This is a genomic window from Exiguobacterium sp. UBA1053 (genome assembly GCF_002316465.1).
GTDB classification, from domain to species: Bacteria; Bacillota; Bacilli; order Exiguobacteriales; family Exiguobacteriaceae; genus Exiguobacterium_A; species Exiguobacterium_A abrahamii.
Genome location: NZ_DCDO01000013.1, coordinates 689517 through 703800, shown reverse-complemented (window position 1 = coordinate 703800; position 14284 = coordinate 689517). Strand labels below are relative to the sequence as shown.

Annotated in this window: 14 protein-coding genes and 1 pseudogene; 14 read left to right on the top strand and 1 reads right to left on the bottom strand. The window is 51.1% G+C overall.

What is annotated here, in order from left to right:
• Positions 1 to 116: 116 nt before the first annotated feature.
• The 13 genes and pseudogenes from B3G15_RS11290 to B3G15_RS11230 all read left to right on the top strand — a co-directional run bounded on the left by B3G15_RS11290 (position 117) and on the right by B3G15_RS11230 (position 10334).
• Entirely contained in the window at positions 117 to 938 is an 822-nt protein-coding gene (locus B3G15_RS11290; protein ID WP_290720993.1) for an ATP phosphoribosyltransferase regulatory subunit, read from the top strand.
• A complete protein-coding gene (gene hisG, locus B3G15_RS11285; protein ID WP_023469189.1) occupies positions 939 to 1550 on the top strand; it encodes an ATP phosphoribosyltransferase in 612 nt (203 codons plus the stop codon).
• Complete coding sequence (gene hisD / locus B3G15_RS11280; RefSeq protein ID WP_290720988.1) at positions 1547 to 2764, top strand: histidinol dehydrogenase; 1218 nt, start codon at positions 1547 to 1549, stop codon at positions 2762 to 2764. The genes hisG and hisD overlap by 4 nt, the downstream gene beginning before the upstream one ends.
• On the top strand, positions 2764 to 3735 hold the full coding sequence (locus B3G15_RS11275) for a pyridoxal phosphate-dependent aminotransferase (RefSeq protein ID WP_290720985.1): 972 nt from the start codon (positions 2764 to 2766) through the stop codon (positions 3733 to 3735). Before hisD ends, B3G15_RS11275 begins: the two co-directional genes overlap by 1 nt.
• The gene (gene hisB / locus B3G15_RS11270) at positions 3708 to 4289 is read left to right on the top strand and encodes an imidazoleglycerol-phosphate dehydratase HisB (RefSeq protein ID WP_035396348.1); all 582 of its coding nucleotides are present in this window, start codon (positions 3708 to 3710) and stop codon (positions 4287 to 4289) included. Before B3G15_RS11275 ends, hisB begins: the two co-directional genes overlap by 28 nt.
• On the top strand, positions 4286 to 4873 hold the full coding sequence (gene hisH / locus B3G15_RS11265; protein ID WP_290720981.1) for an imidazole glycerol phosphate synthase subunit HisH: 588 nt from the start codon (positions 4286 to 4288) through the stop codon (positions 4871 to 4873). Before hisB ends, hisH begins: the two co-directional genes overlap by 4 nt.
• The gene (hisA, locus tag B3G15_RS11260) at positions 4846 to 5550 is read left to right on the top strand and encodes a 1-(5-phosphoribosyl)-5-[(5-phosphoribosylamino)methylideneamino]imidazole-4-carboxamide isomerase (protein ID WP_029342450.1); all 705 of its coding nucleotides are present in this window, start codon (positions 4846 to 4848) and stop codon (positions 5548 to 5550) included. The genes hisH and hisA overlap by 28 nt, the downstream gene beginning before the upstream one ends.
• Complete coding sequence (gene hisF, locus B3G15_RS11255) at positions 5544 to 6293, top strand: imidazole glycerol phosphate synthase subunit HisF (protein ID WP_023469183.1); 750 nt, start codon at positions 5544 to 5546, stop codon at positions 6291 to 6293. The genes hisA and hisF overlap by 7 nt, the downstream gene beginning before the upstream one ends.
• Positions 6290 to 6905, top strand: a pseudogene (gene hisIE, locus B3G15_RS11250) (bifunctional phosphoribosyl-AMP cyclohydrolase/phosphoribosyl-ATP diphosphatase HisIE). Before hisF ends, hisIE begins: the two are co-directional and overlap by 4 nt.
• A gap of 218 nt (positions 6906 to 7123) precedes the next feature.
• Positions 7124 to 7783, top strand: coding sequence for a PAQR family membrane homeostasis protein TrhA (trhA, locus tag B3G15_RS11245; RefSeq protein ID WP_035396436.1), 660 nt, complete (start codon positions 7124 to 7126; stop codon positions 7781 to 7783).
• The gene (locus B3G15_RS11240) at positions 7780 to 8454 is read left to right on the top strand and encodes a TVP38/TMEM64 family protein (protein ID WP_047393377.1); all 675 of its coding nucleotides are present in this window, start codon (positions 7780 to 7782) and stop codon (positions 8452 to 8454) included. The genes trhA and B3G15_RS11240 overlap by 4 nt, the downstream gene beginning before the upstream one ends.
• An 84-nt stretch (positions 8455 to 8538) precedes the next feature.
• Entirely contained in the window at positions 8539 to 9456 is a 918-nt protein-coding gene (locus B3G15_RS11235) for a proline dehydrogenase family protein (RefSeq protein ID WP_023469178.1), read from the top strand.
• Between the two features lie 59 nt (positions 9457 to 9515).
• Complete coding sequence (locus tag B3G15_RS11230) at positions 9516 to 10334, top strand: DUF2785 domain-containing protein (RefSeq protein ID WP_290720972.1); 819 nt, start codon at positions 9516 to 9518, stop codon at positions 10332 to 10334.
• 689 nt (positions 10335 to 11023) lie between these two features.
• Here the strand turns inward: B3G15_RS11230 and B3G15_RS11225 are convergent.
• A complete protein-coding gene (locus B3G15_RS11225) occupies positions 11024 to 11671 on the bottom strand; it encodes a class I SAM-dependent methyltransferase (protein ID WP_290720970.1) in 648 nt (215 codons plus the stop codon).
• Between the two features lie 183 nt (positions 11672 to 11854).
• Between B3G15_RS11225 and B3G15_RS11220 the strand changes: the two genes are divergently transcribed.
• Positions 11855 to 14272, top strand: coding sequence for a 3-hydroxyacyl-CoA dehydrogenase/enoyl-CoA hydratase family protein (locus B3G15_RS11220; RefSeq protein ID WP_290720967.1), 2418 nt, complete (start codon positions 11855 to 11857; stop codon positions 14270 to 14272).
• The last annotated feature ends 12 nt before the right edge of the window (positions 14273 to 14284 follow it).

Genomic DNA, 14284 nt, shown 5'->3' with positions numbered 1-14284 from the left:
CCCTCCGATTTTTTAGAATTGGCAAGCAAAGCGATTGACAATGTGCCCGAAACGCGGTATCTTATCGTTAAATAATTTAGCGTGGTACAGTGATAATAAGATAAAGGAGTGGGAGTATGCAATCATTTTCTACGATTCGACTCAAGGATGGAGCGACAGATTACGTCGGCGCCTCGGCAACGCGGCTCCAACAGGTCATCCGTCAGCTCGAAGATGGACTCGAACAATCTAACTATACCCGATTAATCACCCCCTTAATTGAGGAAATCGGTGGACGGGAACAGATTCGGATGGATTTTACGACTAGTGTCGCGCGTGCCCTTAGCGAACGGGGTCGCGAACAATATAAACGTGTCTTCTACAGTGGCTCGGTCTTTCAACCGGAAGAGAAGTTCCAAGTCGGATTCGAGGAACGGGGACAAATCGCGGAAGTCGAAGCAATTCAACTCGCGGTCCGACTCGTCGAAGAACTGACAGGAAAAGAAGTCACACTCTCGATCGGCGATGCCGGTCTAATCGAGCATTTGATTGAGACGCGCGTCGGTGATCACCACTTACGCGATCAGGTGACGCAGATGCTCCGTTTACGTAACGTCATCGAACTGAAGCGAATTGCAGGTCAACTCGATGATGCCTTACTTGCGAAACTTCCTTTATTATTCGGACGTGAAGGGGCAGAGATGATCTTACCGTACGTCGACGAGACACGACTCAATGCCGTGCTTGATCTCGCGGAAGCCGTCAATGCCGATCTCGACTTCGGTCAAATGGGCTTACAGACGTACTACGACGGGATCACGATCCACGGCTTCATCGAAGGTGTGACGGAACCTGTCCTCGTCGGTGGACGCTACGACCGGCTTTATGAACAATTCGGACAAGAACAACAGGCGTTCGGCATCGGATTCTCGGTCGAACGGTTGGCGGAGGTGCTCTAAATGCGAATCGGAATTACGAAAGGACGGCTGTCGAAAGCGACAGAACGTTATCTAAAAGAAGCTGGCGTCGAGACATGGGGAGCCATTGAACGCGAACTGATCGTCAAACGGGGCGAGCACGAATTCGTCTTCATGAAAGGATCGGATTTGATTCCGTACGTCGCTCAAGGTGTTCTTGACGTCGCGATCACCGGCAGTGACATCTTACTTGAATCGGATCAAGAATTATCGGAACTGGCGGAATTGCCGTTCGGCGTCTGCCGAATGTCGGTCTGCGCGAAGGAACCTTTGCAATTTGAAGGTGGGCGCCGCGTCCGGATTGCGACGAAGTATCCAGTCATCGCAAAACGCTACTTCAGCGAACTCGGTGTCGACGTCGACATCGTACCGCTGAACGGTTCGGTCGAGTTGGCACCGTTACTCGGACTTGCTGACGCGATCGTCGATATCGTCGAGACAGGTGAGACGTTACGCGCGAACGGACTAAACGAATACGAAAAAATCATCGATATCAGCGCTCGATTCTTTACGAGCGAATGGACGTTAAAACGGAAGCGGGTGGAAGTCATCCGCTTGCTCGAGCAATTGACAGAAGGAGTGACACGATCATGACACCGACAAAACCTTTCAGCATCGATCGCGACACGGAGCTCGCGGTCCGCGCGATTCTCGAACGCGTCGCAACAGACGGTGACGCTGCTGTCCGCGATTATACGAACCAATTCGATCAGGTCGATCTTGAAGATTTCCGCCTCAGTGAAACACGGATCACGCAAGCCTTTGAACAGGCAGACGCCAACTTGATCGACTCGTTGAAGTTGATGGCGACACGACTCGTCGAATGGCACGAACAAGAACTGCCGTCTGACATCGAACTCGTCGAAGCAGACGTGACACGACGTCAACGGTTCGTTCCCGTTGATTCGGTCGGGATTTATGTACCGGGTGGTGCGGCAAGTTATCCGTCGACCGTCTTGATGAACGCGATTCCAGCCAAAGTTGCTGGCGTCGAACGTGTCGTCATGGTGACGCCGATGACGAACTTAAGTGACGAGGTTCTCGTTGCGGCACGAATCGCTGGTGTGACAGAAATCTATACGATCGGTGGTGCACAAGCCGTCGCCGCGCTGACTTTCGGAACAGAAAGCATCCAAGCCGTCGATTTGATCGTCGGACCCGGGAATCGCTTCGTCGCTGAAGCAAAACGCCAAGTCTACGGGATCGTTGGTATCGACTCGGTCGCTGGTCCATCAGAAGTCGTCGTCATCGCGGACGAAACGGCGCATCCGGACCGGATCGCAGCCGATTTACTTGCCCAAGCCGAACACGACCGTGACGCTGTCGCGATCGCCTTCGTGCCAACGGAAGAGATGAAACAAGCGGTGGATGCGGAAATCGAACGACGCTTACAGCAATTGCCGCGTCAAGAGATTGCCCGCCGTGCAATGGAAAACGGTGGTGTCTTCGTCGCTCCAATCGAGACAGCGATCGAAGAAGCGAATCGCCTCGCAGCGGAACACTTGGAACTTGCCGTTGCCAATCCGCAAGAGGTCGTCAAATCGATCCGTCACGCCGGGATGATTTTCCTCGGTCACGAGACACCGGAAACGCTCGGTGATTACGTCGCCGGAACGAACCACGTCTTACCAACGTCCGGTACAGCTCGTTTTGCGTCTGGATTATCAGCGCGGACATTCCTGCGTCACCAGACGATGCTCGAAGCCACACGCGCAGGCGTACAACGTCTCGCGAACGCAGCGAAGACCGTTGCCCGGGTCGAAGGACTCGAAGCACACGCACAAGCCATCGAAGTGAGGGAAGACTAATGCGATTACACCAAAACGAACGATTCACGACCCACAGTCCAGTCGGGATCGAAGCGATCCAGGAATTGATCGCAACGTTCCCTTTAAATGAATATCCTGTCGAGATCATCGATCAAGTCAAGGCATCGTACGCAACATACGCTGGTGTCCGTCCGACACAACTTGTCGCCGGGAACGGCTCGGATGAGTTGATCGGCTACTTATGTGCCCGCTACGGCGGACCTGGTATGCCGGTCATCGCCTCGGAACCGGACTTCGTCATGTACCAGTTCTACGCTGACCGAGCACGGGCACCGTTCGAACGCGTGCCGTTACTCGACGAGATGGCGCTTGACGTTGAGGGATTGATCGCAGCTCCTGGTGAGGTCATCTTCTTGAGTCACCCGCACAATCCTTCCGGTGTCCTCCGGAAGGAAGCGGACGTCCGTCGGTTGCTCGACAGTGGCAAATACGTCGTCATCGATGAGGCGTACATCGACTTCGCGCTCGAACAGTCGATGCTTCACTTACTGGAAGAATATCCGAAAGCGATCATCTTACGGACGCTCTCGAAAGCGTTCGGTCTCGCATCGCTTCGACTTGGTTTTGTCATCGCGAGCGAACAAATCATTGAAGAAATCGAACAGATCAAATCACCGTACAACGTCTCTGGTCTATCAGCAGCTGTCGGAATCGCCATCATGGCAGAACCGGAACTCGATCGGGTCTTAGAAGAAACGTATGCGAGTCGCGAAGCGATCGAGCGGATTCTCGCCCCGATCGGCAAGACGTATCCGAGTGCAGCGAACTTCGTCTATGTCGAGTATCCGGAAGCCGAACGCTTTACGCAGCGTTGTGCTGACGCTGGATTACGGATCCGCTTGTTTGACCAGGCATTCCGTGTCAGTTGTGGATCACCAGAAGCGATGCAAGTATTAGAAACGTGTGTAGAGGAGGAATTACGATGCGGCGTGGCGCAAGCGAACGAGTAAGTGCAGAATCAGACATCAAGGTTGAGGTCGATCTCGCAGGAGGTCCGGTTGAAATCAAGACCGGTGTCGGGTTCTTTGATCATATGTTGACGTTATTTGCCTTTCAGGCCCGGATCGGTCTGAAGGTGACAGCAAAAGGTGATACGTGGATTGATGCGCACCACACGGTCGAAGATACAGCAATCGTCCTCGGGGCAGCGTTGACGGAAGCGCTCGGCGATAAAGCCGGGATTGAACGCTACGGCGAATCGCGTGTACCGATGGATGAGACACTCGCGTCGGTCGTGCTCGATTTCAGCGGTCGTCCGTTCACAGTCTTCCGTGCTAGTTTCAAGAATCCGAAGCTCGGTGACTTTGATACGGAACTCGCAGAAGAGTTCTTCCAAGGCTTATCACGGAGTGCCCGGATGACGATTCATGCCGAAGTCTTATATGGCTCGAACACACACCACATGATCGAAGGGTTGTTCAAAGCACTCGGTCGAGCCGTCCGTCAGGCAGTCGCCGTGACGAGCGAAGGGGTACCGTCTACGAAAGGGTTGATTGATCAATGATAGCAATCGTCGATTATGGCGTCGGGAATATCGCGAATGTCGAGCGGGCGTTAAAGGAGCTCGGCGAAGCAGTCATCGTTACGAGTGACACGGAGTTGCTTGACCAAGCAGAAGCACTCGTCTTACCGGGTGTCGGTGCCTATGCACCGGCAATGGAGCGCCTGAAGGAAACGGGACTCGTTGACTTCTTAAAAGAACAAGCGGAAAAGAAACCGTTCCTCGGGATTTGTCTTGGGATGCAACTGCTCTTTGAATCGAGTGACGAAGATGGACTGACGGAAGGTCTCGGGATTTTACCGGGAACGATCGAAAAATTACCGAATGACGTCCGCTTACCACACATGGGTTGGCACCAACTGACGAACCACGGCGAAGCGGTCTATTTCGTCCATTCGTACGGTGCTGTCTGTGATCGAGAATGGATCGTCGACGCGGTCGAATACGGACGTCTTGTTCCGGCAATCGTCCAAAAAGGACAAGTCACAGGGATGCAGTTCCACCCGGAGAAGAGTGGCGAAGTCGGACTGAAACTACTGAAGGAATGGAGAGAGACGACATGCAACTCTACCCAGCAATCGATTTAATGAGCGGACAGGCGGTGCGCCTGAAGCAAGGAGATTTTGACCAACAGACATTCTTCGGCGATGCGTTGACGATTGCGAAGCGCTTCAAGGAAGATGGGGCGACAGCGATCCACTTGATCGATCTTGATGGCGCGAAAGCCGGCGAACCGTTGCACTTGAACTTGATCGCCGACATCAAAAAGGAGACCGGTTTGTTCGTGGAAGCTGGTGGTGGTGTCCGTAACATTGAGACCGTCGAAGCATACGTTGGTGCCGGAATCGACCGGATTCTCGTCGGCACGGTCGCCCTTGAAGACGAAGCGTTACTCGAGCAGATGATCGCTCTCGCTGGTGATAAACTGGCTGTTGCGTTAGACGCAAAAGAGGGAATCGTTCAAACACGCGGCTGGCTCGAAGCGAGCGGTTGGACGCTTGAAGAAGCGATGACACACTTGATCGGTAAAGGGATCAAGACGTTCCTTTATACGGATATTTCGCGTGACGGAATGATGATGGGACCGGATGTCGATGGACTTGATCGCTTAAAACGGGAAGGGGTCGAATTGATTGCTTCCGGTGGTGTGACGACAGTCGATGACGTCGCGCGCCTGAAAGAAATCGGGATGGACGGAGCGGTCGTCGGTCGGGCGTTGCTCGACGGATCACTCGCCTTAAAAGAGGTGTTACGCGTATGTTGATGAAACGAATCATTCCCTGTCTTGACGTCAAGGAAGGACGTGTCGTCAAAGGGGTCAAATTCCAGAACTTACGTGATCTTGGTGACCCGGTCGCCGTCGCAAAGTATTATTACGAACAAGGGGCGGACGAACTCGTTCTGCTTGATATCTCAGCAACGCAAGAAGGGCGCGAGACGATGCTTGATATCGTCGAACGCGTCGCAGAAGTCATCTATATGCCGTTTACGGTCGGTGGCGGAATCAAGACAATCGAAGACGCGAAACGCTTGATTCGTGCTGGTGCTGACAAAGTCTCACTCAACTCGTCGGCACTCCAAAATCCACAACTGATTCAAGAAGTCAGCCGCCTGTTCGGTGTCCAAGCGACGGTCGTCGCAATCGATGCGAAGCAGACGGGTGACTCGTGGGGTGTCTTCTCACACGGTGGAACCCAACCCGTCGGACGTGACGCGATCGAGTGGGCGCAGGAAGCTGTCGCCCTCGGTGCCGGCGAATTACTCGTTACGTCAATGGACGCTGACGGCACAAAAGACGGCTATGATCTCGCCTTGATCCGTCGTCTGCGTGAAGTCGTCAACGTGCCGATCATTGCTTCCGGTGGAGTCGGAACACTCGATCACTTAGCGGAAGGATTGGAAGCAGGAGCTGACGCAGCCTTAGCTGCTTCGATCTTCCATGAAGCGACGTACACGATGCCAGAAACAAAAGCCTACCTCAAAGAACGAGGAGTCGAAGTCCGATGACGACATTGAATTTTTCAAAAGGACTCGTCGCTGCCGTCGTCGTTGACGAGCAGACGAACGATGTCTTGATGGTCGGCTTCATGGATCAAGCCGCCTATGATAAGACCCTTGCGACCGGTCTTGTTACCTTCTTCTCGCGGACGAAGAATCGTCTCTGGACAAAAGGGGAGACGAGCGGGAACACACTTGAACTCAAACGGATGTGGATCGATTGTGATCAGGATAGTCTCTTGATCGCGGTCAAAGCGAACGGTCCGACATGCCATACCGGAAATCGCAGTTGTTTCTATACAGAAGTGGAGGTACCCGATGTTATACGAACTGGAACAGACCGTCAAAGCGAAGATTGAGGCAAAGGAAGCTGAATCTTATACGAATTATTTGATTGCTTCCGGATACGAGAAGATCGCGAAGAAGTTCGGTGAAGAGGCATTTGAAGTCGTCCTCGCCGGTAACGATACGTTAGCTGAAGAGACAGCAGACTTGTTATATCACTTAACGGTCTTGCTCGCTGAGCGCGGTGTCTCATTCAAAGAAGTCGAAGCCGTCCTTAACGAACGTCACGGTACAAAATCGACGTTCAAGGATCGCCCGGATATTGAACAATGGTAAACGACATCCACATCGCATAGACGGTGTGGATTTTTGTATAAGCGGGAAAAGACAAACAGATGACGGTTGTCATCAAATCGACAGAATCTTTCGATAGGCACGCTGTCGCTTCAGAGCGTATAATCAAAGTGTTAGTCTTGTGTCATTAGAAAGTAGGTGTTCGGTTGGTTACCAAAAAAGAACTTAAGCAAACGATCAAGCAACAATCGAAAGAAACGATCGAAGAGCTACTCGCAAAAGGTGACTCCTTGAAAGAGGAAATCGCCAGTGCCATTACACACGGATTGGGTGTCATTTTCAGTATTGTCGCGCTCGTGATGTTGATCCTGCAGGCGACGAAGTCCGGCAGCGCTTGGAACGTCACGGCTGTCAGTATCTTCGGGGCAACGATGATTCTCCTTTATCTGTTCTCGACCTTGATGCATTCGCTGATGCATACGAAAGCAAACAAGGTTCTTCAAATTTTAGATCATGCTGGCATCTATCTCTTGATTGCTGGTAGTTATACACCGTTCGCCTTGATCACGCTCCGTGGTCCGCTCGGCTGGACGTTACTTGGGATTGTCTGGGGTGTCGGAACGCTCGGTATCATCTGGAAACTCTATTCGACCGGTAAATATGTCTGGATCTCGAATGCGTCTTATCTGATCCTCGGCTGGTGTTGTCTGTTTGCGATCAAGCCGATCTATGAAGCACTCGGGTTACAAGGATTCTTACTGCTCCTCGGTGGTGGACTTGCGTACTCCCTCGGCGTCATCTTTTACGTCTGGGCACGCTTGCCGTATAACCACGCGATTTGGCATCTGTTCGTCCTTGCTGGTAGTGTGTTGATCTTCCTGTCGATTTTCTATTACGTTGCTCCGGCGACGATGTCATGAAGAAATTACGGCTCCGGGACTGGCTCCCGCTTACGCTGTATTTTATGTTTGGACTTGGATTGCTCCTGTACTTCCGGATGTCGGGAATGCTGGAGCAATTCGACATTCAAGCATTATCGGATTGGGTACGGGATCAAGGTCTGACAGGGATGTTGCTTTACGTGCTCGCCTACACCGTCCGACCACTCGTCTTTTTCCCGGCGAGCTTGTTGACGTTATTTGGTGGGTATACGTACGGACCGTGGCTCGGGACATTGCTCGACGTCATTGGTGCCGGTACCGGCGGTTTGCTCAGCTTTTGGATCGCCCGGTTGCTCGGTCGCCGTGGCGTCGAGAAGTTGATCGGGAAAGGGAAGCTGAACGTGCTTGACGAACGGATTGCGACGAACGGCTTTCTCGTTGTGCTCGTCGTTCGATTGATTCCACTGTTTCCGTTTGACGCGATCAGCTACGCGTCGGGTCTATCGAAAATCCGCTTTAAACAGTTCGCTATCGCCAACTATCTCGGGATCATTCCCGGTGCGTTCGTTTACAACAATATCGGCTCAAGCCTGCGCGATCCGTTCTCCTGGCAATTTTTCGTTGCGATCGGACTATATGTCCTATTCTTTGCCGTAGGACTTGTTGCTCAACGGATTCTCAAAAATAAACGAAATAAAGAGCGTATGTAAGCGCTTTATGGCATAATATGAGTGCAGAGATGTGAACCGATACGGTAAAACAGCCTAGCATTTATTTAGGGGGAATCATGAGTGATGGAAAAAGTACTACGGGATGGTTTTATCTTCTTATCGCAAAACAAGACATTGAACGGTCTCGCCAAGCGATACGGGCTTAAATTCGGAGCAAGTCGCTTCGTGGCAGGGGATTCATTGGAAGCATCGAAACGGGCGATCCAGGAATTGAACGCAAAAGGGTTATGCGTCACGATGGACCATTTAGGGGAGTTCATCTCGACGGTAGCGGAAGCAGAGATGATGACACAAGAATGTATTCGTGCGGTTGAGATGATTGCGGAAGAAAAATTAGACTCGCAACTCTCGTTGAAACTGACATCACTCGGACTCGATATCTCGGACGACTTGATTCGCTCGAACATGGAACGGATCTTAACACGGGCGAAAGAACTCGGTGTCTTCGTCACGATCGATATGGAAGATGAGCCACGTTGTGAAAAGACAATTCAATTGTTTGAAGAATTGCGCCAATCTTTCGATAACATCGGAACGGTCATCCAGTCATACCTCTACCGGTCGGAAGATGACATCAAACGTGTCGGGCGTTTCGAAACGAATCTCCGGATCGTCAAAGGGGCATATAAAGAACCGGCAACGGTTGCGTTCCCAGAGAAGGAAGACGTCGACCACAACTACATCAAGCTCGTGAAGTTACAATTATCACTCGGAAACTATGCTGCCGTCGCAACGCATGACGATGCGATGATCGAGCAAGTTATCCGTCACGCTAAAGAAAACGGGATCGAAAAAGACCAGTTCGAATTCCAGATGTTATTCGGTATCCGGGTCGAGCGTCAACTCGAACTCGTCAAGCAAGGCTATAAAGTCCGTGTCTACGTCCCTTATGGACGTGACTGGTACGGTTACTTCATGCGCCGCTTAGCAGAACGACCGGCAAACGTTGCCTTCGTTCTCAAAGGAATGGTCAAAGGATAAGAAGAGAAGGCGATGCAACGCTGCATCGTCTTTTTTGGATTCAGGGAGGAGAGGACGGAATGGTGCGAACAGAACAAGAGTTAAAGGAACTGCTACAACAAGACGCGAATGTAACGCCTGGATTACTCGATGAGTTACTTCTACATATCGGTTCGACGGATTCTGAGTTACGAGATGGATTGATCTATCCGCAGTTAGCGACCTATATCGCATCAGAGTCCTTTACGATAGAAGACATCAATCGAATTTTCGATTTTATTTTAAGCGGGCATGGATTGATGTATAGAATGGGAACAGCGGACACAACAGCTGTTCTGACGCGATCATTTTCAGCATTAGCACTCGCTGAATTGTTAGTGATGGACAAAACCCGACACTTATTGACGCAAAGTCAGTTGGATCGGCTGTCTACTTACTTACAAACTTATCTGGAGCAAGAAAAGGATGTCCGTGGATTCATTGACGGAATGGGGTGGGCACACAGCATGGCACATATCGCAGATGTCTATGCAGTTTGGTTTACGCACCCAGCCAGTCGTCCACAGGAGGAACTCGGAGCGATTGATGCGATGATTCGTCAGTTGACGCGGTCCGATTATCTCTATGTCGATGAAGAAGCGGACCGGATAGTGACGGCATGGTTGCAAGCTTGTCGCCATGGACTGTCGGAAGATGTCCTATTACAACGAATCGAACATAATATTAAGGAGTGGCTTGAGAGTGACGTGACGTGGGGAGATGCGGAGTGGACGACGTATCGTAACGTCAAACAGATGCTACAGACACTCTATTTTCGACTGAAATGGGAAGAACAATCGGATCTTGTCTTAATTGAAGGGTGGTTGCGGCAGGTACATCAGCGAACGCACGGAGGATGAAGCATAGTATACCGGACGTTCCTAGCATCTTCGCTTTCCTCAGGTGGGAAGTAAGCCGCGGCATCTCACATTCCATGTGATTTGCCGTGTCTTCCTCTTCCCTGACGGAAGCATGGTTCATGCTTCCTTTTCCTGTAGGAGTCGAAGATGCCCGGTTCGTCCTGAATGAACTAAACTCAAAAGCGATCGATTTCCGTCAATGGAATCGATCGCTTTTGAGTTCTTTGGATAATAAATGAGTGCGTCCTCCTCACATGTCTTCACCCGACTCCTACAGGAAAAAGTGCGACGTTTTATCTCGCACTGTCAGAGACAAACAAGACCCGGATTCGTTATCCGAAGGATGAGGAAGACTGGCTTGTGTCTCGCCTGAGGAAAGCGGGTGAGAAGACAGTGAGGTGAATAGTGCGTTACATCGATCATTTCGCATCATGGCCAAATGATATTACCTAGAAACACCATCCCAGCAAATAAACCAATCATTAAGAAGACAGTAGTTTGTGGTTGGAAACGTTTCTCCCGATAACGTCGAAATAAACGGTCCCCCAATGCCTGTATACAGAATAAGAGACCAATAAAGAGTAGGAAGAATTGCCATCTTTCTAGAACATCGAGAGCATCAATGTAAAATAAAAAAACAATACATAAAGCTATTAATATAGACGTATAAAAGGTACTGTGTGACATATTTATCTCTCCCTTACAGCCGTCGTCTGAAAAGCAAACAAACACGAGAAAGCATGGGCTTGATCCAGTAACCGATGCCCCGTCATGACGGCACCTTCTTTTTGGATGACCGCTTCATCGAGTAACATCCAGCCTCGTTCTTTCGCCAGCTGCAACAGTTCCCACGGCATCATCGTATTCCCCATCGCAACTTCCTCACCGTAGAGACGACGGTAAGCAAGTTGCCGTGGTGCGGCTGTCGGACCGAGTAGACTGATGACGACAAGCGGGGCGACACGTTCGATTTCTTCTAAAACCTTTACGGGACGTGTCGACCATTCAAGTGAGTTAACGGCGAGGACGACATCAAACGCATGATCAGCGAACGGCAATGCTTCACCCGTTCCAACGATGAACGTCTGCTCGGGTGACTTCTCACGGGCGATTCGGATCATCTCATCTGAGACATCGAGTCCGACTGTCTGAAAGTCCGGTGTCAGTAAGCGACAGGCTGCCCCATCACCGCAACCGAGATCAAGCAAACGACCACCGGTGATCGTTTTCCGTAAGAACGGCAAAACGGTTTTCCGACTGCCGTTCGTCCACATATCGTCAGCGCGATCCGCCCAGTCGGCGGCTTTTTGATTCCATACATGCTCGGTTTGACTCATTTCCATCCACTCCTTTTTATCAGTCTAACAGGAAAATTTGTCCATTGACTGATTTTTTATTGCTACTGAATCATTATTCATTTATGATGAAGATGTAGAAGAAGCACACCAAAGTCGTTCGGCTTCTTTTTTTGTCAGTATAATGAATGGTTGTTCATTCAATTTAAAATCAGGGGGTATATCATGGCGAGTCAAATCGGTCAGCCGACCACAATCCAGTTGACGAAACACATCCAATTCGCCGTCATCATCGGTTCAGGGGTGATGGGTGCAGGCATCGCGGCACATCTTGCGAATGCTGGCATACGGACATTGATGCTTGATATCGTACCAAAAGAACTTACGGCACAAGAAGAGAAGCAGGGCTTGACGCTGAGTGATCCGCGCGTCCGCTCCCGCATCGCACGCGATAATCGCGAAAAACTCTTGAAACAAAATCCAGCACCACTCGCGTCGAAAAAATTGATCGACTTCATCGAGGTCGGAAACTTAGAAGACGACTTAGAGCGTCTGAAAGAAGCGGACTGGATCGTCGAAGTCGTCGTCGAACGACTCGATGTTAAACAACAATTGTTTAAAACGATCGAACCGTTTATTCGGGAAGACGCGATCGTCAGCTCGAATACATCGGGCATCTCGATCGAAGCGATGCGCGAAGGGCGTTCGGAGTCGTTTAATCGTCGTTTCCTCGGGACACACTTCTTTAACCCACCACGTTATCTGAAGTTACTTGAGTTGATTCCGACGTCAGACACGGATCCGAGTGTCGTCGACTTCATGAAGCAATTCGCAGAGGAACGACTCGGGAAAGGCGTCGTCATTGCGAAGGACACACCGAACTTCATCGGTAACCGAATCGGGACATACGGTCTCCTCGTGACGATGGATGAGATGAAAAAAGGTGGCTATTCGATCGGGGAGGTCGATTCGGTCACAGGTCCACTGCTTGGTCGCCCAGGGTCAGCGACGTTCCGGACACTCGACGTCGTCGGCATCGACACGTTCGTTCACGTCGCAAACAACGTCTATGACTTGTTGCCGGAAGGCGAAGAGAAGGAGACGTTCGCGGTTCCGACTGAGATGCGTCGCCTTGTCGAACAAGGAGCACTCGGTGCGAAGACAGGTCAAGGCTTCTATAAGAAAGTCGGAAAACAGATCCTTGAACTTGACCTCGAGACATTTGAGTACGTTGAAAAGAAAGCGCTTACTGAACCGTCAATCGGACAAGCTAAAGCACTTCCGGGCGCAAAAAACAAACTGAAAGCCGTCGTCTTCGCACAAGATCGTGTCGGTGCCTTACTCTGGCCGATCCATGCGAAAACATTGCTCTACTCGGCTCAGCTGACGGGAGAGATCGCAGACGACATCAAAGCGATCGACGAAGCAATGAAATGGGGCTTCGGTTGGAAGATGGGACCGTTCGAGACATGGGACGCACTCGGTGTCGAGAAGACGGTCGCGAAGATGAAACAAGACGGTTACGCAGTACCGGCATGGGTCGATGAGATGCTCGCAGCAGGAAAAACGAGTTTCTATGATGCGTCCGGTCGTCATTATGACGTTGCAACGAAAGACTACGTCGGTGCAACGGTCAATCCGAAGGAAATCCGCCTCCGCGACGTCCGGAAGTCAAACGGTGTTTTACTAGAGAACAATGGAGCACGCTTGCTTGATATCGGAGACGATGTTGCGGTGCTCGAGTTCACTTCTAAGAGCAATGCGATCGGTGTCGACATCATGCAGATGATTGAACAGTCAGTCGATCTCGTTGAGAAAAACCACCGTGGTCTCGTCATCGCGAACGATGGCAAGAACTTCTGTGTCGGTGCGAACCTAGCGATGATGCTGATGGAAGCGGAAGATGAAAACTGGTTCGAACTCGACTGGATCATCAACAAGTTCCAACAATCGATTCAAAAGATTCGTTATGCATCGCGTCCAATCGTCGCTGCACCGCAAGGAATGACGCTTGGTGGCGGTACGGAGATCTCGCTTCCGGCAGCTCGTCTGCAAGCCGGGCTTGAAACGTACATGGGTCTCGTCGAAGTCGGTGTCGGTCTGATTCCAGGAGGCGGCGGAAACGTCAATACGTACCGTCGACTGTTAGAAAACACACCGGACGGACTCGTCAATATCGAAAAAGCAGCACAAAAGACGTTCGAAAACGTCGCGATGGCAAAAGTCTCAAAATCAGCCTTTGAAGCACGCGAACTCGGATATGTCCGCTCCGTTGATCAGATCTCGATGAACCGGGATCACTTGACGTATGATGCGAAACAACTTGTCCTTGAACTGGACCGGACCGGCTACACGGCACCAGCGAAAGCGAAGATTCCAGTCGTCGGTCGTGCTGGGAAAGCGACGCTTGAACTCGCGACACGCGAAATGTTCTACGGCGGTTATATCTCGGAACACGATTTGAAGATCGCTAGTAAACTGGCACACGTCATCGCCGGCGGAAACGTCGCCTTCGGTAGCCACGTCGATGAACAATATATGCTCGACATCGAACGGGAAGCATTCTTGAGCCTGATCGGTGAGATGAAGACACAACAACGGATGCAGCACATGCTCGTCAAAGGCAAGCCGCTTCGTAACTGAGGACTGGGGGGA

Bases quoted from the DNA above. Each gene is read 5' to 3' on its own strand.
- hisG (WP_023469189.1), top strand. From the start codon at position 939: ATGCGAATCGGAATTACGAAAGGACGGCTGTCGAAAGCGACAGAACGT.
- B3G15_RS11220 (WP_290720967.1), top strand. From the start codon at position 11,855: ATGGCGAGTCAAATCGGTCAGCCGACCACAATCCAGTTGACGAAACAC.
- hisF (WP_023469183.1), top strand. From the start codon at position 5,544: ATGTTGATGAAACGAATCATTCCCTGTCTTGACGTCAAGGAAGGACGT.
- hisA (WP_029342450.1), top strand. From the start codon at position 4,846: ATGCAACTCTACCCAGCAATCGATTTAATGAGCGGACAGGCGGTGCGC.
- hisH (WP_290720981.1), top strand. From the start codon at position 4,286: ATGATAGCAATCGTCGATTATGGCGTCGGGAATATCGCGAATGTCGAG.
- B3G15_RS11230 (WP_290720972.1), top strand. From the start codon at position 9,516: ATGGTGCGAACAGAACAAGAGTTAAAGGAACTGCTACAACAAGACGCG.
- hisD (WP_290720988.1), top strand. From the start codon at position 1,547: ATGACACCGACAAAACCTTTCAGCATCGATCGCGACACGGAGCTCGCG.
- B3G15_RS11240 (WP_047393377.1), top strand. From the start codon at position 7,780: ATGAAGAAATTACGGCTCCGGGACTGGCTCCCGCTTACGCTGTATTTT.
- B3G15_RS11290 (WP_290720993.1), top strand. From the start codon at position 117: ATGCAATCATTTTCTACGATTCGACTCAAGGATGGAGCGACAGATTAC.
- B3G15_RS11275 (WP_290720985.1), top strand. From the start codon at position 2,764: ATGCGATTACACCAAAACGAACGATTCACGACCCACAGTCCAGTCGGG.
- B3G15_RS11235 (WP_023469178.1), top strand. From the start codon at position 8,539: ATGGAAAAAGTACTACGGGATGGTTTTATCTTCTTATCGCAAAACAAG.
- B3G15_RS11225 (WP_290720970.1), bottom strand. From the start codon at position 11,671: ATGAGTCAAACCGAGCATGTATGGAATCAAAAAGCCGCCGACTGGGCG.
- hisB (WP_035396348.1), top strand. From the start codon at position 3,708: ATGCGGCGTGGCGCAAGCGAACGAGTAAGTGCAGAATCAGACATCAAG.